The 17,672-nt window shown below is 67.5% G+C and carries 14 protein-coding genes and 2 pseudogenes; 9 read left to right on the forward strand and 7 right to left on the reverse strand.

The annotated features are described in order from the left end of the window. The first annotated feature begins 3 nt into the window (after positions 1-3). The 4 genes and pseudogenes from OHT51_RS00410 to OHT51_RS00425 form a co-directional block, all read left to right on the forward strand. On the forward strand, positions 4-663 hold the full coding sequence (locus OHT51_RS00410) for a CatB-related O-acetyltransferase (RefSeq protein ID WP_443052685.1): 660 nt from the start codon (positions 4-6) through the stop codon (positions 661-663). Between the two features lie 5 nt (positions 664-668). Next, positions 669-1,568, forward strand: coding sequence for a Vgb family protein (locus tag OHT51_RS00415; protein ID WP_443052373.1), 900 nt, complete (start codon positions 669-671; stop codon positions 1,566-1,568). 62 nt (positions 1,569-1,630) lie between these two features. Beyond that, positions 1,631-1,978, forward strand: a complete 348-nt coding sequence (locus OHT51_RS00420; protein WP_328876858.1) for a YciI family protein — start codon at positions 1,631-1,633, stop codon at positions 1,976-1,978. Positions 1,979-2,292: 314 nt separating this feature from the next. Then, positions 2,293-2,743: pseudogene (locus OHT51_RS00425) on the forward strand (transposase); the annotation flags it as partial. A 52-nt stretch (positions 2,744-2,795) separates the two neighbouring features. On the opposite strand, the gene OHT51_RS00430 reads toward OHT51_RS00425, so the two are convergent. Beyond that, positions 2,796-3,263: a hypothetical protein gene (locus OHT51_RS00430; protein WP_328876859.1), complete on the reverse strand. Its 468-nt coding sequence runs from the start codon at positions 3,261-3,263 to the stop codon at positions 2,796-2,798. A 166-nt stretch (positions 3,264-3,429) separates the two neighbouring features. Beyond that, positions 3,430-4,131 carry a bleomycin resistance protein gene (locus OHT51_RS00435; RefSeq protein ID WP_328876860.1) on the reverse strand — a complete coding sequence of 234 codons (702 nt, stop codon included), beginning with the start codon at positions 4,129-4,131 and terminating at the stop codon, positions 3,430-3,432. Between the two features lie 486 nt (positions 4,132-4,617). Here OHT51_RS00435 and OHT51_RS00440 point away from each other — a divergent pair. Both OHT51_RS00440 and OHT51_RS00445 read left to right on the forward strand, forming a co-directional pair. Further along, positions 4,618-5,025: pseudogene (locus OHT51_RS00440) on the forward strand (ATP/GTP-binding protein); the annotation flags it as partial. Between the two features lie 178 nt (positions 5,026-5,203). Further along, complete coding sequence (locus OHT51_RS00445) at positions 5,204-5,977, forward strand: hypothetical protein (protein WP_328876861.1); 774 nt, start codon at positions 5,204-5,206, stop codon at positions 5,975-5,977. Positions 5,978-6,325: 348 nt separating this feature from the next. Here the strand turns inward: OHT51_RS00445 and OHT51_RS00450 are convergent, their stop codons facing one another. The 3 genes from OHT51_RS00450 to OHT51_RS00460 all read right to left on the reverse strand — a co-directional run bounded on the left by OHT51_RS00450 (position 6,326) and on the right by OHT51_RS00460 (position 11,369). Next, positions 6,326-9,538: a golvesin C-terminal-like domain-containing protein gene (locus OHT51_RS00450; protein ID WP_328876862.1), complete on the reverse strand. Its 3,213-nt coding sequence runs from the start codon at positions 9,536-9,538 to the stop codon at positions 6,326-6,328. After that, on the reverse strand, positions 9,538-10,266 hold the full coding sequence (locus tag OHT51_RS00455; protein WP_328876863.1) for a terpene synthase family protein: 729 nt from the start codon (positions 10,264-10,266) through the stop codon (positions 9,538-9,540). Before OHT51_RS00455 ends, OHT51_RS00450 begins: the two co-directional genes overlap by 1 nt. Positions 10,267-10,388: 122 nt before the next feature. Further along, positions 10,389-11,369 (reverse strand): polyprenyl synthetase family protein, encoded by a 981-nt coding sequence (locus tag OHT51_RS00460; RefSeq protein ID WP_328876864.1) that lies wholly within the window; start codon positions 11,367-11,369, stop codon positions 10,389-10,391. Positions 11,370-11,900: 531 nt separating this feature from the next. Here OHT51_RS00460 and OHT51_RS00465 point away from each other — a divergent pair. The 3 genes from OHT51_RS00465 to OHT51_RS00475 are packed head-to-tail and all read left to right on the forward strand — an operon-like array spanning position 11,901 to position 14,602. Further along, positions 11,901-12,572, forward strand: a complete 672-nt coding sequence (locus tag OHT51_RS00465; protein WP_328876865.1) for a tRNA-dependent cyclodipeptide synthase — start codon at positions 11,901-11,903, stop codon at positions 12,570-12,572. Next, positions 12,562-13,746: a cytochrome P450 gene (locus OHT51_RS00470; protein WP_328876866.1), complete on the forward strand. Its 1,185-nt coding sequence runs from the start codon at positions 12,562-12,564 to the stop codon at positions 13,744-13,746. Before OHT51_RS00465 ends, OHT51_RS00470 begins: the two co-directional genes overlap by 11 nt. Further along, on the forward strand, positions 13,664-14,602 hold the full coding sequence (locus OHT51_RS00475; RefSeq protein WP_328884194.1) for a class I SAM-dependent methyltransferase: 939 nt from the start codon (positions 13,664-13,666) through the stop codon (positions 14,600-14,602). Before OHT51_RS00470 ends, OHT51_RS00475 begins: the two co-directional genes overlap by 83 nt. Before the next feature lie 384 nt (positions 14,603-14,986). On the opposite strand, the gene OHT51_RS43245 is transcribed toward OHT51_RS00475, so the two are convergent. Both OHT51_RS43245 and OHT51_RS00500 read right to left on the reverse strand, forming a co-directional pair. Further along, entirely contained in the window at positions 14,987-16,561 is a 1,575-nt protein-coding gene (locus OHT51_RS43245; RefSeq protein ID WP_443052686.1) for a DUF6531 domain-containing protein, read from the reverse strand. 69 nt (positions 16,562-16,630) lie between these two features. Then, positions 16,631-17,170 (reverse strand): hypothetical protein, encoded by a 540-nt coding sequence (locus OHT51_RS00500; RefSeq protein ID WP_328876867.1) that lies wholly within the window; start codon positions 17,168-17,170, stop codon positions 16,631-16,633. Between the last annotated feature and the right edge of the window lie 502 nt (positions 17,171-17,672).

Below are 17,672 nucleotides of genomic sequence, written 5' to 3' on the forward strand. Positions count from 1 at the left end.
CCGATCGTGTCACCTGATCCGACCACCGTTCACCCGCTGCCCGCCCACGACCGCGTGGTGTTCCTCAACCCGCTGGTCACCTCTCCGAACATCGCCGTGGGTGAGTACACCTACTACGACGACCCGGACGGCGCCACGGACTTCGAGCGCCGCAACGTCCTCTACGCCTACGGGCCGGAGCGCCTCATCATCGGCAAGTACTGCGCGATTGCCTCGGGGACCACGTTCCTGATGGCCGGTGCCGAGCATCCGGCGATGGGGGTGTCGACGTACCCGTTCACCATGTTCGGCGGCCGGTGGGCCGAGCAGACCCTGGACATCGTCACCGCCATGCCCAGCCGCGGTGACACGGTCGTCGGCAACGACGTCTGGTTCGGGTATCGGGCGACCGTCATGCCCGGCGTGCGGATCGGCGACGGCGCCATCATCGCGGCCGGAGCGGTGGTCACCGCCGACGTTCCGCCCTACACGATCGTCGGCGGCAACCCGGCCCGACCGATCCGGCAGCGCTTCGACGACGCCGGTATCGAGCGGCTGCAGCGCGCCGCCTGGTGGGACTGGCCCGCCCACCTGGTCACCGAACACGCCCGCACCATCATGGCCGGAACCCCGGACGACATCGAACGCATCGCCACCGAGCGCGGATTGGGAAAGCCCCTTTGAGCCATGTGACCCAGGTATCCATCGAAGAGTACGCGGTGGCCGATAGCGCGGCCGGACCGTACGCCCTCACCACGGGACCGGACGGCGCGCTGTGGTTCACCCTCGTCCACAGCGGCCGGATCGGCCGGCTCGTCCCCGGCGAGGAGCCGACCGGTCACCGGCTCGACCCCACCTGTGGGCCGACCGTCATCACACCCGGACCCGACGGCGCGCTGTGGTTCACCGAGTACCGGGCGGGCCGGATCGGGCGGATCACGACCGACGGCGTCATCGACGCATTCGGCGTGCCGACGCCCGGCTGCGGGCCGTTCGGCATCGCGGCGGGACCCGACGGCGCACTGTGGTTCACCGAGACCGCCGCCGACCGTATCGGCCGTATCACCATCGACGGTCACATCACCGAGTTCCCGCTCCCCGTCACCGGCGCGTTCCCCTCAGCGATCACCGCCGGTGACGACGGTGGGATGTGGTTCACCCTCAATCAGGCCAACGCCATCGGGCGGATCGACATGGACGGTGCGGTCACCCTCCAGCCACTGCCAACAAAGGCGGCGGCTCCGGTCGGGATCGCCTCAGGCCGCGACGGAGCGCTGTGGTTCGTCGAGATCGCCGCCGGGCAGATCGGACGGATCACTCCCGATGGGCAGATCACCGAGTTCCCGCTTCCCGACCGCACCGCCCGACCACACGCCGTCACCGTCGACGGCGGCGGCACTGCCTGGTTCACCGAATGGGGCGGCAACCGCGTCGGCACGATCACACCCGACGGCTCCGTCACCGTCCACGACCTGCCCACACCCCACTCCGAACCACACGGCATCACCGTCGGTCCCGAGGGCGCTGTGTGGACCGCACTGGAGATCGGCGCACTCGCCCGCATCACCCCAGCCGACAGCACCGCCTGACCAGGCCCCCCTCACATCCCATCAGCGGCGGTCGCCCGTACGGCGGCCGGAGAGGAACCTCCATGAAATACGCACTCGTCATCTTCGAGACGGACGCCTCACGCCGTCGGATCCAGGCCGACCGGGCTGCATACCGCAAGGAATACGAAGGCTGGATCGGCAGCCTCGCCGCAACCGGAAAACTGGTCGGCGGCGAGGCCCTGGAGACCGAGCACATCACTCCCGCGACGGTGCGCACAACGGCCGACGGGACATCAGCAGTGACCGACGGGCCCTCGCAGGCCGGCGAGGAGACCCTCGGCGGCTGGTTCATCATCGACGTGGCCGACCGCGAGGAAGCCGTCGAACTTGCCAAGAGCCTCCCCACCCCGGAGACCATCGAGATCCGCCCGATCCTCGAATCCGCCTGAACAACACTGCGGACCGTCCCGATGGCACAGCGCCGGCCGCAGGGACGTTGCAGTCGTGCCGCCCGGCTTCGTCTGATCACGCCGCCTGGCCGTAGCCGTCCGGGGCGGGCGGGCCATCGCCGCGCACCGAGCTGAAGTCGACGTCCAGGTGCGGGTCGTACGCCCCGGGCTGGAGGCCGAGTTCGTGGGTGGAGTACTCACCGAAGCGGCGGATGTGCTCGGTCAGGTACGGCGAGATTGTGCGCCAGGTCCTCCGGGTCGATCTCCCCGACTTCTTCCTGGAGCTGGCGCACGCTCTCAGATGGCCTCAACGAGAGATCTCCGAGACGGACAAGCTCATTGAGGCCGGATTCGCGAGCACGAGCTCGCCGAGGTGATCCTGTCCCTGCCCGGCATCGGCGCAGTTCTCGGCGCCGAGTTCCTCGTCGCCGTCGGCGGAAGCCCGGATGCGTTTCCCAGTCCTGACCGCCTCGCAGCCTTCGCGGGAGGGACGCCCGCACCACGCGACTCGGGCAAGATTCAGCGGGAATCTCTACCGTCCTCAGCGCTACCCCCGGCGCCTTCAACCCGTCTTCTACACATCGGTGTTGGTGAGCGTCCAGTTCGACCCCAACGCGCAAGTTCCACGACCGCAAGCGCGCCGAAGGCAAACGACACACCCAGGCCGTGCTCGCCCTTGCCCGCCGGCGCGTCAACGTTCTGTGGGCCTTGATCCGTGACCGACGGTGCTATCAAGTCGCACCCCCAGTCACTGCGGCGGCTTGACTTCAGCATTGGGAAGCACCAGTCGTTCAACAATCCCCATGAATTGTCGCGCCTACGCCTTGCTGGAGCAGACGGTCTCAGTCCAGATCGCCTGGAGGTTACGGCAGACAATGGTGAGCGTGCCGTCCCAGCAGGCGATCTCGTGGCTGCAGCCGTCCCTGTGCGGCAGGATTTCGTCAAGGATCACAGCCCCGAGGCCCGTTCCTAGGTCCTCGTCGGCGGGATTGATGATGAAGCTGGACACCCCTGTGTAGCGGATCAGCAGGTCTTGGTCGTGCTTCCAGCAGTTGTGCTGGAACTCGACCTCCATATCCTCACCGCCGGCGCCCCGGACAGCATGAAGCGTCAGGTCCTTCACACAACGCCTGCTGCGGAAGTCGTAGTGGTCCGTGTCAGTGGCGAGAGCCCAGGCGCCAGGCGGCAGATCACCGGAGATCGAGGGTAGGTGGCTCAGGTAGCGAGCCGGATCCAAGACCCCTGACAGGTCGCCGACCTGAGCATCGAGATTGACGTACTGCATCGGCCTTCGCCCCCATCCATGGCTTCCTACTGGCCGACGAACGTCGCACATACTCACGACACTCCTATTGGTCAGCTAGGGCGCGTATCGGGTCGTGATCAATCTGACTGCCCCCGCCACCGCCGCCACGCGGGTGGAGGCGGCCGGCGAGGAAGAACGCTCCTGGTTAGCTACGTAGCTCCTTGAGACGCTCGAGGTCGTCATGCACCGACTCATGCTCCTGCGCGGTCAGGTAAACAGCGGCAGCCTTGGCATGCGCGGACGCCGCGGTCTCCTCGTCACCGAGGCGCCCAGCGACATCCGCACGCAGCACCAGAAGGCGAAGCAACTGCACGGACGTGGGTCGCTCGTCCTCGATGCGCAACACCCGGTCAATGACCTTCGCTGCGCCCGCCGGGTCGTCCCTCGAGTCCGCGAGGAGGGCGGCGTGATGCAGAGCTCGGAGAAAGGTCTCCTTGGGCGCAGGCCGGTGGTGGTGGTCCTGGCTTGTCTGCTGCCCGATCCGTAGGCAGTTGCCACCCGGATCGGTCACAAGGAACTGCCGTACACCGTGTGACGTGTCCTTCAGCGCCCCTATGCGCGGCACCCCGCGGGTCGGGACTCTGCCGTACGCCGCCTTGAGTCTGGTCCGGAAGGCCTCGTGCAGCCCATCGACGTCATCGGTTTCGATGTAGCACGTGCTGTAGGACGCGCCCGGTTCATACCCCTTCATCCCGAAGAAGTGAAGATGGATGCCGCCGCGTGCCACGACTGCGTACGGATTGGGGCTCCTCTGCTGGAAGGTCACCTCGAACCCGAGGATGCCGTAGAAGTCGAGAACAGGCTGGATGGTGCGGCACGGCAGGATCGGAACGGTCTTTTCACCCATGCCCACAGTCTAATCAAATTTGAATAGTGGGAGGAGGTTCATCCGAGAACCACTTTCGCAACAACCCGCCTAGGGACGTGAGTGCGGTCGTCGTCACCGGTCAGAGCGGGCGCTTCAACCCTTCACGCCCCTCCTGTGCTGCCATGCCCTCTCGCCGCAACGCGCTTCGCGCGCCCGCGCGGGGCCTCGTCCGGGAGTTGGCCGTGAGGTTCACGTTGCGCTCCGCGCGCCTGCGGGCTGCGAACCCTCGCATCGCCAACGCGCCCCATAAAGCGGCGATTTAAGTAGAATGCCGAAGTCAGTGAAATGCTGGGAATCTCGCTTTCCTCCCGGGAAACTCGCTGGTGATGCAGTCTGCCCCCGCGCGTGCGGGGATGGTCCCCGCTGGTCGACGATCGCCCCGGCAGGCCGGTGGTGCTCCCCACGCCCGCAGGGATGGTCCCGATGCCATCATCACGAGCGTGACCAGGTAACGGTGCTCCCCGCGCCCGCTCCGCCGGCACCGACTTCGAGCAGATCGTGCTGACGATCCGGGCTGCACTTACCCGGATCGGGCGCCCGCTGCCCCCCTTCGACTTGGCGCTGCATCGCTACTGGGACGCCAACCACTCGGGCGAGCCCCTGGAGGAGTACCTGCGTCGCGCAGGCCTCGGCTCCCGGTTCGGGCAGGCGCTGCCGCAGCAGCTGCAGTCCGCGCTCGCCGACGTCGCCCAGGCGCTCCTGCTGCCCGGCACCATCGGCTCGGCCGTCGGCCAGGTCACCGGCGCCCTCATCGGCGCGCTGCGCGAACGCCGCCAGACCGTACGGGCCCTGGCCGGCTGCGCCCGGCTCGCGGACCTGCTGGAGGCCGAACCCGACCTGGACGCCCTCTCCTTCTACCCGCACCTGCTTTCTCGACGGCGTCGCCATCAGGACCGGCGGTAGGCCTGCGCAGGTCAAGTTCGTCGTGATCGTCCAGTACACGCGAAAGACCAAGGACGGGAAGTACGAGCCGGGCGGGGGGAGAAGATCGGTGTCATCAACGCCTTCTGCCGCAACCAGCCGACAACAAGTGCCCCGCATGGATGAATCAGTGACCGATCCCGAACACCGACAGCAGCAGGCGGCCGTCACCCGCCTGCTGCTGTACTACCTGAACGCGCCCATCGCCGAAAACTGCCGCCTGCGCGGAGTCCTGCCGGCGCCAGGCGCCGTACGGGTCGCCGTCCATGCCGGAGATGACGAGGAAGGCGCCACCTTCCACTACGAGATCCCCCACGACGCTGTGGCCCCGTACTACATCCCCGGCCTCCTGCGCACCGTTCTCGCCGGAACCCAGCTCTACGGCAGCGACGACATCAGCGAGGCCATGGGGATGACCGTCATCCATCTCCATCCGGAGAAGATCACCCCTGACCCGGAGCCCGACCAGGGCCAAGCGCTCACCGCCCTGCGAGCCCTGTCCGACCCCGGCGAAGACGAACACCCCTTTCTAGTCGGGTTCCTGATGCTGGACAACAGCCTGATGCGCCTCTATGTGCAACGACCCGACCAGCCCGGCATCATCGGCGCCGACACCCCTCTGACCGGTGCGCCCACCGCGCTGATCGCCTCCCTGCCCACCCTCATCGACGAAGAGCAGTACCAGCGGCCAGCCGCCGACGACCCACACTGCGACCTCCTCGCCGACTTGACCAACTGGCAGGACCGGCCCGGCGATGCCAGCGGCCGGATGGCCGGCGGACACGCAGTCCGCCAGAGCGCCACGCGCGGGGATCGGGGAAGAAGGCGGCGGCAATGTCCTGCCAGATGGGTGGTGCGTTGCCGATCGTGCTGCCGAAGGCGTTGTTGTTCCCGTCGTTCTTGAAGAACATGGAGTAGATGTCACCGGCGAAGTTCCGGATCATGATGTTTGTTTCCGGGTGCGCCTTGACCTTGTCGACCCATGCCTTGACGTTGTCGTTGATGTACTTGTGGGCGATCATCGGCCGGTAGCTGTGGACACCGCCGCCGACGGCCCGGAAGTCGACACATGTGTTGTCCGAGTTCAGACGTGCTCCTCGGAAGTGCGGGAAGAAGACCTGCCCCGGGGTGTCGCCGTCGGTGTATGGATGTGCGCGCACGTCACGGCCGTACTCGAGCGCGTCATACGTGGTGTAGTCGATGTCGGGTTTCGTGATGCCGTAGTCCGACTCGATCGCCTGGATGATGTCCGTCACGAAGTGCGGCAGGTGGGCGTTGCCGATCCGCAGCTGGTAGTCCGCCGACTCGCTCCCGGAGATGATCTACTCGTGGAGGTGTCGACGATGTAGCTGACTTCCACATCGCTCTTGATCTTGTAGCTGTTGTCGCTCTGCAGAGCGACGCTGGCCGACTGCGACGGGTTCGGCCGCTGGTTGGACATGGCCATCCACACCGGTATCGACATGGAGGGAGCTGAGCCGTCCGATCGTGGTGTGTATCCGCCTGACTTGATGTCCTCGTACCACTTCTGGGCAGCGTCGTAGGTCTGCTGACCGCTGCACTCGCCCACGGGCACGACGGTCGGACAGCGTGCGGCACCGGTGATGCCCACCGTGTCCGCGTCGGGGTTGTCCCATCGCGGCCCCTTGTACGCCAGGCCCATGGCCCAGTCGTGCAGGGTCTTCATGGTGCGCAGCGGTGTGTAGAGCTCCTGCGGCATGTTGGAGTTGAGGTCCTGGTTGGGGTCGAAGATTGCTGCCGCAGTCAGGGTCCGCTCGACGAACCTGCCGTCGATCGGTTGTACCGCGACGGCGTCGTATGCGATGTCCTTGTCCCCGGTGCCGTTCTGCGTGATGGTCGACAGCGTCACTTTGGGCTTGTCGTCGAACATGAACGCGCCGATGGAGACCCACCGGTTCGAGCTTCCGTTCTGGTTGACGATGCGCGTCTTGACGCCCTTGGCGGTGTGGACCTTGTACGCCGCGTATTTGGCCTGCGCGCCGTGGTCGGGCAGGTGCACCCAGATCTTCGCGGGTCCGTTGACGGCCTGGTTCAGTGTCCAGGTGCCGGTCATTTTCAGACGCTCACTCTTGGCGCCCTGGGAGCGGTCGTGGCCGAAGTAGAAGTGGCCGCCGAAGCCGGCGCCGAGCTGGTGCAGGTCGACCTTGGCCGGCCACACGGTGGATATGGTTTGTCCGTCGTGGGCCAGACCCGCTTCACCGTCACCGAAGTCGAGGGAGAAGGTTCCCTCGTTGGACCAGGTGCTATTGGAACATCCCGGCCGGATGGACGGCGTTCCCTGGGGAAGGTCGTCGATGATCAGCGAGCCGGATGGCAGGCCGGTACGCGCGCAGTTCGGCGCATAGGCAGTTCCGTCCGCCTGCTCGGCGTCGTAGTCCGGGGAGGCAAAGCGGAAGAACTCGTTGCCACACGAGTAGTCGCAGTCCGTCTTCCACTGTGCTGACTGGTGCCACCAGCACTTGAAGTCGTCGCGCGTGCAGGGCCCGCTGCTGACGTCGTCGTTCGAGGCGCCGTCGTTGATCTTCGAGGGCTCGCACCAGTTGTACGGGCCGCAGAACAGGTCCTCCGGCGGCTTCACGCGCGCGCGGTTGTACTTGGCGGAGCCTTCGACGGTGGCGTCTTCGCTTGTGCCGTTCCACCAGGCGGAGCGGAACGCGGCCACCATGGTGCCCGGCGACTCGATGAACGACGGCGGGTGCGCGGCGAACCCGAGCACCTTCTCCGGGTAGGGCCAGTTCTGCGGGCGGGCGGCGTCGGCGGCGTTCTCGTTGCCGAGGCGGTCCTCCATGAACGGTGGACGTCCGGCGTCCCACTCGGGGTTGGTGGGGTTGTTGGCCCAGCCCACGCCCCACGGCTCGTTGCCGTTGACGTTCTCGTAGAAGCCGGAGTTGTACGCCCACAGGGCGAAGAACCGGTTCTCCAGCTTGCTCGGGTCGCCGTCGTGCACTACCAGCCCGGCCTGCTTGGTCTGATTCCACTTGGAGACCAGGATCTGCAGTCCGGCGGCCACGTTGGCGGCGTAGTCCAGGGCTACGGCACGCTGCTTGTCATAGGCCCACGCGGTGCCGCCCTTGCCGTGCTCCCGTCCGGCCAGTCGCATATGGTCGGTGACCTGCGTGACGCCGTACCCGCAGTCAGCCTCGGACCAGTCCACGTCCCAGTCGTTGTCAGAGTTGCCGTCGTAGTAGTCGATGCCGTAGTAGTTCCCGATCAGGGGGCTGCCGGTCACCCCGGGCACCGCGGAGCGGGGAGCCTGCCACATGTTCGACTCCTGCGTGGTGATGCCCAGCAACACCTGGGCAGGCACGCGGCCGCCACCCTCCAAGGTCGGAGGCGCGAAGAGAGTCTGTGGCGCGTAGGCCGGCATCCCCAGGTTCTTCCAATTCGCCGGGCGCGAGGCCCCGATGTTCAGCTTCCCGGTGACCGCCTTGTTCACGGCCCATTCCACCTGGCGCGGCTTGGGCTGCATCGCCTGGTTGCGAGGATCGTTGCGCGGAACGGAGCAGGTCCGCTCCGACTCCACGATCTCCGTACGCGTTCCCGTGACATCGCCCGGATCGTCGACAGCCGGCGCGCGCGCCCCTATGGAGTTGGTACGCATCCCTCCCCCACTGTCCGCCGCGCTCTTGGCTGTGGGCAGTAGTGGCGACGGAGTACGGGACGTCTCCCACTGGGCAGACCTGTCCTTGAGCGGGGTCACGGTGAACCCGGTCTTCTCGCCGCTGTCGCGGATCGTCGCGGTGATGTTCACCGGCCGGGCGTCGGCGGCTGTGTCCGGGTGCAGATACTTCGGGGAGCCCTTGCCGTCCGCCCACTCCGTGTGTTGGATGATCGCGGCACCCTTGGTGGACAACGTGGCGTCCTTGTCCGTGCCGGCCAGCCGCGCGACCGTCTTCGGCAGACTCTTCGCCGCCTTGACGCCGCCGGTGAGGTACACCTGGCCGCCGCGCCGGGTCAGGCCGATGTCACCGAGCGGGCCGGAGCCCAGCTTGGTCACCTTCCTGTCCGCCCAGCGGCGCACCAGCGCTGTCTCTTTCTGCTTGAGACTGTCGCGCTGCATCCGCTCCAGGTACACGTAGCCGCCGGAGCTGTCTTTGCTGATGCGGTACGGCACGGTCCCCGTCGCCGCGAGCTCCTTCTTCTCACCTCTGGCGTCGATCTCGACGAGCGCCCGCCCAGAAGCCGCGGCGATCTTCCCGCCACCGGCGGGCACAGAGGAGGTTATCTGGCCGTCGACCTCAACGGGGTTGCTCAGTTCGGCATTCGCGGCGTCCACCCGTATGAGGCGCGTCTGCTTCTTGTCCTCGCCCGGGGACTGCGTCAGCACGGCCTCCTCACCGACGCCGCAACCGGGGTTGTAGTACGACAGCGAGGCGTTGACCTTCAGCTTCGTCACCGCGCCACTGGCCAGGTCGACCACTGCGGTGAAGCCACCGCGCGCCATCAGCTGACCTGCGCCAGGTCCCTCTCCTTGCAGAAGGAGTAGCGGTCGTTGTCCAGCGCGGCGGCGAAGAGACCTGCTTCGGTTGCTGCTTTGACCAGGGGCGAGGACCATTCCTGAGCGGTGAGTTCGGTGCCTTCGACCGCGTCGAGGTAGCCGGGCGTGGCGTGGACGCCGACGGCGCCGAGGCGCACGGCCAGGTAGTCGTTGACCGTCAGAGGGGTGCCGCGTTCGCTCAGGGCCCTCTCCCAGAGCTCCGCCTGCAGCCAGTCGGCCTGGGTGGTGGTGAACCGTCCGTACTGGACGTCGCTCATGCAGGCGCGCAGGCGCTCGAAGACGTTGCGCAGCGCGTCGTCGAGGTGGGTTGTGTGGCTCTCCCAAGAGTGCGGACAAAGCATGGTGCGCGCCCAGCGGTACACGGCGTGGAGGACGTCGTCCCTGGCGTCCGGGTCGGGCACGATGAAGTCGTCGGCCATGAACGCCCAGCTGCTGTAGTCGGCCAGTGCCTGGGCCAGTTCGGGGTTCGTGGTGGCGTGGGGGAAGGCGTGGGTGATCAGGGTGGCCCCTCCCGCCCCGTACATCGCGGAAAGATCCGCATCGCCGCGGCCCAGGTCGAACTTCTGCGCCCACGCGGCACTGTTGGCACTCAGGCGTTCCGCATCGGCGCCGGTCTCCTCCTCGAGCGGGCAGTAGAAGGTCCAGAACCCCTCGGGGAGCTCGGCAGGGTGCATCTTTGAGTTCTCCCTGTTCGGATGGGTCGAACGGCGTGAGAGCGGTGGGGGCTTCGGGAACGGGGTTGCCCCACCAGGGTTAGTGGTCGCGGCGGGTGATCAGATCGGCGAGGGCCGCCAGTTCAGCGGGCCGCCACCGGCTCCGGCTCCGCCTGGTCCAGCAGGTGCAGGGCATCAGCGGTGTGACGGCGGGCGCGGCGTAGCGTGGCCTCCCGCGCGCCGGTCTGCTCGATCAGATCCCTGGCCCGCGCGGCCTCCTCCTCACCCAGCGGCCCGTTCCCGCTGTAAAGCGCGCGCAGGGACCGGGCCTGTGGGGTGTGGCCGGCCATGGCGGCCGCGACGGGAATGATGACCTTGCGCGAGCGCAGATCCAACAGGGCGGGCTTGCCCGTCACCGGCTCCTCGCCCCAGATGTCGAGAACGTCGTCGACGCACTGGTAGGCGATACCCAGACGCCGTCCGAAACCGTGCAGGAGCTGGGCACGCTCTTCTGTGGCGCCGCCCACGATCGCGCCGAGTTCGCAGGCGCAGGCCAGCAGCGCGCCTGTCTTGCCCGCCGCAACCTCCGCGGCACGCTCCTCACGGACGTCGGTGCCCGACTCCATGAGGGTGTCGAGGTACTCGCCCTCGATCAGCGCTTGCACGGCGGCCAGCAGCACCGGCACCGTCCGGTCAGCGGCCGGCGCCCCAGCCAGGCTCTGGACGGCAGCGAAGAACAAGGCGTCGCCTGCGAGGATCGCCGCCGGAACGCCCTTCGCCGCCCAGAGCGCGGGCCGGCCGCGGCGCAGCGGATCCTGGTCGATGACGTCGTCGTGAAGCAGGCTCGCGTTGTGGACCAATTCCACCGCAACAGCCGCCGCCCGCGCGGCATCCGGGTCTGCCCCCACTGCCCGGCACGCCAACAGGACAAGGGCCGGGCGGACGCCCTTGCTGACGGCCGGAGCGTCAAGGACCGTGCCGTCGTCAGTCCACCAGCCGAAATGCAGCCCCGCGACATGCCGGACCTGAGGAGGCAGCGTGTGAACCCGAGACCGGACCAACGGCCGCACCATGGTCGCCGCCTGCGCGAGAACCGTCTCGCAGTCGCGAAGTGAGTCAGCCACACAGACCCCTTCCAGGGATCAGGCCATGTCCACGCCAGCATCACGGTGCCAGCGGCCCGAGGGGCAGGGAGTGACGACCAGCGCCCGACGCACACCCTTTGGGCCGCTCCGCTCCCGTGCACGACACACTGCGCCGCACACGCCCGCCCCATACCGGCCAGCCCGCACTACACCGGACCGCGACCGGGTGGGTCGTGCCGGCGCTGCACATTCCCCTTGATCACCGAAGTTGAGGGGACCAGATAAAGCGCAAGGCCATCATGCAGACCCGGGGCAGCAAGGTCGCCGGGGTGCTGGAGGTCCGCAGCCGGCACCCGCGTGACGGTGGGGTCGCGGCATCGTTGGACGGTGCGAGCCGGGCTCTAATCAGCGCAGCTCTCGCCGCTGTTGCTCCACCACTCCTCGTCGGAGGCTTCTTTGTGCCGTGACCGCGATGCGGACACCAACAGCTCAGGTGACTTCGTCTTCTCCCCTGCCCCGCGCCACGCTGGCGCTGACCCGGCTGCTGCGCAGACAGTCGTACGGATCCGGGTGCACCGGGAGCGATGCCGTCGGGTCCTGGAGAAGCGCCACTGCGCGGTGCTGGGGCTTTCCCCGTTCAACTCCTTCTTCACCCCACGGACCATCCGCCTTCTGGTGGCCTGGGCCGACGACTGGTTCGACCAGGTGGAGATCCTGTTGCCCGGCTACGAGGCAGCGTACGGGCAGATCGCTGCCGGGATGGCGCCGCGCGCCGCGGTCCGTCACACGTTGCACGCGGTCAGGACACTGCGCGGGGCCGCCAAGACTGCACTCGCCCGGGTGGGCCGCGAACCGCGGGTCCACACCTGGACGGCCAAGGCCGCCCATCCGCACTACCAGGCTCTGCACCGGGCAGGCATCGACGCCTTCCACCGCGATCCCCTCTTCCGTGACCTGTGCGAACAGAACGCCCGTGCCTACCTCCGCACAGTAACCGACCGAGTCCCCGACGCCGATACAGTCGCCCGCAACGTCGACTACATCCTGGCCGAAGTTCCCTACTTGCTCGATGTCGCAGGCATCGTCGACGCCGAGAGCGCTGTCTTCTGCTACCCCAAACCCTGGCCTCTCCAGTTGGCCCTCTTCGACGGCCACGTGCCCACGCTCGTTCCCGCAGACCGCCACGGCTACGCCCAGGTCACCTTGGATGCCGTACAACCGGAGGGTCCACATGTGCGCTGACATCCTCGACTGGCCTCTCCCCCCTGGCCCGCACGGCACGCCACCGCCCCTGTACGAGACGCTGCGCAGAAAACGACCCGTCTGCCCGGTGCGCATGCCCTCCGGCGAGGTCATGTGGCTCCTGACCCGCCGGGAAGACATCTGCGCGGTCGCCACCGACCATCACCGCTTCACCCGCAACCTCACCTATCCCGGCGCGCCCCGCATCGCCGGCGAGGACTTCAACAGCGTCAAGGGCGGCATCTTCAATCTCGACCCGCCCGACCACACCCGCATCCGCACCATCCTGACCCCCTACTACACACGTACCGCAGTCACCCGCTACGCCGACACGATCCGTGCCCTGGCTCACGCCCTGCTGGACGAGATGATCCAGGGCCCCAACCCGGCGGACCTGATGACCGGATACGCCGAACCGCTGGCCCTGCGATTCAACTGCGACATGCTGCGCATCCCTCTGGCCCTGCGCACCCGCTACCGGGACTGCTTCCGTACCCAGACCTCCCAGACCGCCAGCCGCGCCGCCATCGCCGACGCCACCGCACAGATCAGCGCCCTGGCCCGCACCGTGCTCGACGCGCACAACGGCTCCGCCGCCGATGACCCCATCGGTGCCCTGCTCGCCGCCCACCGCCAGGGCACCATCAGCGAGGAGGAGCTCATCGGCACCGTCGACTACCTCATGGTCACCGGCGTCGACCCGCTCATCTCACCCACCGGCACTTTCGTGGTCACCGTGCTGCGCCACCACGGCCACCGCGACCGTCTGATCGCCGACCCCGACCGCTGGCCCGCCACGATCGAAGAGCTCCTGCGCTACCACCACAACGGCTACCTCTCCAACCCTCGCGTCGCCACTGAAGACATCACCCTGCACGGTCAGACCATCCACGCCGGACAGGCCGTCATCACCCCGTTCCTGGCCGCCTGCTGGGACCCGGACCGCTATCCCAAGCCGGGCAAATTCGACCCCGGCCGCAGCACGGACGGCTCGCTGACCTTCGGCCACGGTGCCCATTACTGCCTCGGCTCCAGCCTCGCGCGCCTCTACCTGGACATCGCCCTGCGCGAACTCTTCGCTCGACTGCCGGATTTGGTCCTCGCCGTCGACGACATCCCCTGGGACGAGAACATCCTCTTCACCCGCCCCGCCCTACTGCCCGTCACCTGGTGAAGCCTGCAAGGAGACCGCTGTGGACAGCGCATTCGACGACCTGGCCCCGGCCTACGAACGCACCGCCCAGCACATGCCGTTCCGCGAACATGTGGAGGCCCACAGCCTCCTTGCCGTCATCGGCGACATCACCGGCCAGGCCGTCCTCGACCTGGGCTGCGGATCCGGCCTGTACACCCGCCGCACCAAACAGCTCGGAGCTGCCCGCGCCGTTGGCATCGACAGTTCCCGCGGCATGCTCGACCACGCCCGCCGCCTCGAACAGCAAGCCCCTCTGGGGGTGACCTACCTGCACCGCGACGCAGCCCACCAGGGACCGGACCCGATGACCGATCACGCCTTCGATCTCGTCATCGCCATCCACCTGACCCCCTACGCCACCACGCACGACGAACTCACCGGCATCTGCCGCACCGCCCGCAGGGCCCTGCGCACCAACGGCGGCCGTTTCGTCGCGGCATGCCTTAACCCTGACTTCAACACCACGCCCGGCTGGTACCACCCCTACGGCTTCGACCTGACCTGCACCAGCACCGCAGAAGGCGCCCCCGTCACCCTCCACGGTCACCTCCCCGGCCAGGAATTCCGCCTCACCGGCTACCACTGGTCCACCCACGCCCACGAAACCGCCCTGGCAGCCGCCGGCTTTGACCACACCACCTGGCACCGCCCCACCGTCTCCCCCCAAGGCGCCCGTCTCCACGGCGCCCCCTACTGGAAGCCGTACCTCGACTTCCCACACACCCTCATCACCGAAAGCACCGTCCAGCCGACACCACGGCCAACAGGCACGCAACAGCCGGCCAGCACCGAAAACCTCGGTTCCCGTGTCTCCGCCCGGACGCCCCGCGGTTGAAAGCAGCTGCCAGGAAGCGAGAGACGGCATCTGCGGACCAACGTTGTCCAGCTCGGGCCTCATAGAAGGGCCGCCTGGCGGCATTTCGGGGCCCGTTCTGCGTCTGAGGAGCAGGGGTCAGGCGGGGAGTGCGTCGATGGCGACCTGCCACGGGTAGGCGTCGAGGTCGCCGTGTTTGGGCTTGTGGGGGCCCGTACGCTGCGGGCACTGTGCGAACGGCTGGACCGCTCCAAGCCACCGCTCCCGCCGCGGAGGCGACCACCACGGCCTCCCCCTGATCGTCTCCCGGCGCCGCCTCCCCCCGTCGGCTCCGGGCGGCCCCCGAAGCTCCCGGTGAGCTGGTCGAGCTTGTCGTAGCCGTAGGCGGTGGCGCGCTTGTCGGCGTCAGTGCGCTTGGTGACGTTGCCGACCGCGTCGTAGGCGGTGGTGGTCACACCGCCGAGCGGGTCGGTGACGGAGGTGAGGTTGCCGGCCGGGTCGTAATCGTAGGTGGTGGTGTACTGGGCGGGATCGGCGCCGGTGGCGTTGCCGCGCGGGTCGACCGCGGTGGCCTGGCGCCCGTCGCTGTCGTAGGTCCAGCTTTCCTTGCTGCCCAGCGGGGAGGTGCGGCTGAGCAGGTGGCCGTCCGCGTCGTAGCCGTACGTGGTGGTCTTGGTGAGCTGATTGGTGCTGCTGGTCAGCCGGTTGTTCTTGTCGTAGACGGGGTGACCGTCTTGCCCTTGGCATCGGTGACCTTGGTGACGTTGTCGTTGCCGTCGTAGCTGTAGCCGGTGTCACCGTCGCGATGGCGCCCAGGGCGGTGTACGTGTAGGCGGTCTTCCCGCCCAGCGGGTCCGTGGTCGTGGTGAGCTGGTTCGACGTGTTGTACGCGTAGGCGGTCTTGTTGCCGCGGCCGTCGGTGTGGCTGGTGATGTTGCCTGCGCTGTCGTAGGTCCAGCTCTCCGAGTAGCCGAGCGCGGAGGGCGCGCTGCGGGTGAGCATCCGCCCGGCGCTGTCGTACGTCATCGACGTGGTGTTGCCGCGCTGGTCGGTGATGCCGACCGGTCGCAGAAAACGGTCGTAGTCGTAGGTGATGCGCTTGCCGTACGGGTCGATGGTCTCGATCAGGACATTGCCGGAGTACACGTCGGTCCACACCCCGCCGTCAGGTGCGGTGGTGTGCGACTCGCGGCTGCCATCCCAGGTGAACGAGGTCTTCTTGTTGTTCTGATCGGTCTGCGACGTGATGCGGCCGCTGGTGTCGTAACTGTTGGTTACCTTGCCGCCCGCCGGGTCGGTGTAGGACGACAGCCGCTTGTTCGCGTCGTACGCGTACGACGACGTCTTGCCCGCCGGGTCGGTGACGGAGGTGAGCAGGCCGTCCGTGTAGCCGTACGAGACCGAAGTGCTCTCCGGCAGGCTCACCTTGGACAGCAGGTTGTCGGCGCCGACCGTGAAGGTGGTGGTGCGGCCAGCGGCGTCCTTGACGGAGGCGAGCTTGCCGGACGCGTACGTCAGGCTCAGTCCCTTGCCGGCGGTGTCGACCACTGTAGTGAGCTGACCGCTGCTGTTGAAGGTCCTCTTGGTGTGGTCGGGCGTGGTGAGCGTGTAGTCACTGGTGCCGTTGACCAGCTTCGCCGCCGACCCTGCGGGAGCCGTATATGCCCCGTCGCTCGCCTTGGTGAAGGCGAACTTCGCCCCGTCGTCGGCCTGGTAGGTGACCTTTTCGGTGGCGATCGTCAGCTTGGCGTCGAAGGGGGTGGCCCAGCCGCGTCCGAGCAGGCCGGTCGTGGTGGAGTCGGAGCGGTAGGTGCGTTCCAGAGACACCTGCTTGCCGACGCCGACGTGTTGAGCGTCAGTGAGCTGCTCGAAGAACATGCCGGTCGCGGTGTTGACCGGGTCGGCGCGGTGGGCCTGCGCGTAGCAGGTGCAGATGCCGGCCTGAGCGCCGGGGATGTCCGGGGTGTAGAAGGCCTCCACCAACGGAGACGTGGTGCCGTTCGAACTCCAGCTGCCGTCCGAGCCCTTGAGGAAGATCCAGGAGTAGTACTACTTACCATCCTGGAGATGGCCGCCGAGCTTGTTCGTGCTCCACCAGAAACACTGATCGGCGGGGTAGGATTTGCTGCCCCACCAGCCATAGCACCAGGCTCCGTTCTCCAGGAACTTCCCCGTAGGGTCACCGATTGCCTTGCTGACTTCCTGGTCGAAGACGATGTTCCCGGCCTCGTCCAGGACATACATCCACAGTCCAGAGTACGAGGAGGCCGTGCCGGTAGAGAACTTCAGCTGCCCGCCGATCGACAGATACGCCGGATAAGCGGTGGCATAAGCGCTCACCCACGCCGGATCCGCAGTCGCCGCAGTGGCTAACGGCGCGGCTTCGCCACTTCCCGATTTGGCCGCCGGGCCTCGTTTGGCAGGCTTCTCGGGGCGGGCGTGCGCTTTACCCGACGCTCTCTCGGCGGGCGGGTCCACGAACTGGCGCATGGGCGAGAGTTCGCCCCGGTCACGCTTCATCTGCTGACGCCGCTCGGCCAGCGTCATCGCCTTGGGCACCGACAGGTGAGATGACGTGAACAGACCCACGCATGCATGCGGCGGTGTACATGAACGGGCCGCCAGCGGCAGGTTAACGTCAGCGCGCTGGCCCTTTCCGATACCAGTCTTCTACCCGGGCGAACCCGGCACCGCGGGACTGCTCCTGGTCGGCCAAGTCGTCGTCATGGACGGCTCACGGTAGGCACGCCCCACCCCGCCAGGGCCGGCGCAGTCTCCCCGCTGGCAGTTCGAAGGCCCCAGCTCCCGACTGACGGCGCGCGGCGCCAGGCGCCCATGTCCCCAGTGTCCGGGACACAACAGGTCGCTGTGACACTGAGGTTGGACGCGCTGCGACGTGATCGAGCTTCACGACAAGGTCGCACGAGCCCGGTCAGCTGGGCCGCGCAGCGCCGCCCCGGCGCCGTCGAGACGCGCGTGGCAGTGAAACACCCCAGCATGCAGCCAGGTGCGCATGGTGCTTACTTGCCGCGGAGCTCATCGATCCGACTCTGCTCCCACCAGTCCATGATCATGTCGAGGCGCCTGACGG

Source organism: Streptomyces sp. NBC_00299, from assembly GCF_036173045.1.
In the GTDB taxonomy this organism is placed as follows: Bacteria; Actinomycetota; Actinomycetes; order Streptomycetales; family Streptomycetaceae; genus Streptomyces; species Streptomyces machairae.

What these genes read in the sequence shown, in the direction of transcription:
- OHT51_RS00420 (WP_328876858.1), top strand. Translation starts at nt 1,631, where the DNA reads ATGAAATACGCACTCGTCATCTTCGAGACGGACGCCTCACGCCGTCGG.
- OHT51_RS00430 (WP_328876859.1), bottom strand. Translation starts at nt 3,263, where the DNA reads ATGCAGTACGTCAATCTCGATGCTCAGGTCGGCGACCTGTCAGGGGTC.
- OHT51_RS00435 (WP_328876860.1), bottom strand. Translation starts at nt 4,131, where the DNA reads ATGGGTGAAAAGACCGTTCCGATCCTGCCGTGCCGCACCATCCAGCCT.
- OHT51_RS00450 (WP_328876862.1), bottom strand. Translation starts at nt 9,538, where the DNA reads ATGGCGCGCGGTGGCTTCACCGCAGTGGTCGACCTGGCCAGTGGCGCG.
- OHT51_RS00455 (WP_328876863.1), bottom strand. Translation starts at nt 10,266, where the DNA reads ATGCACCCTGCCGAGCTCCCCGAGGGGTTCTGGACCTTCTACTGCCCG.
- OHT51_RS00470 (WP_328876866.1), top strand. Translation starts at nt 12,562, where the DNA reads ATGTGCGCTGACATCCTCGACTGGCCTCTCCCCCCTGGCCCGCACGGC.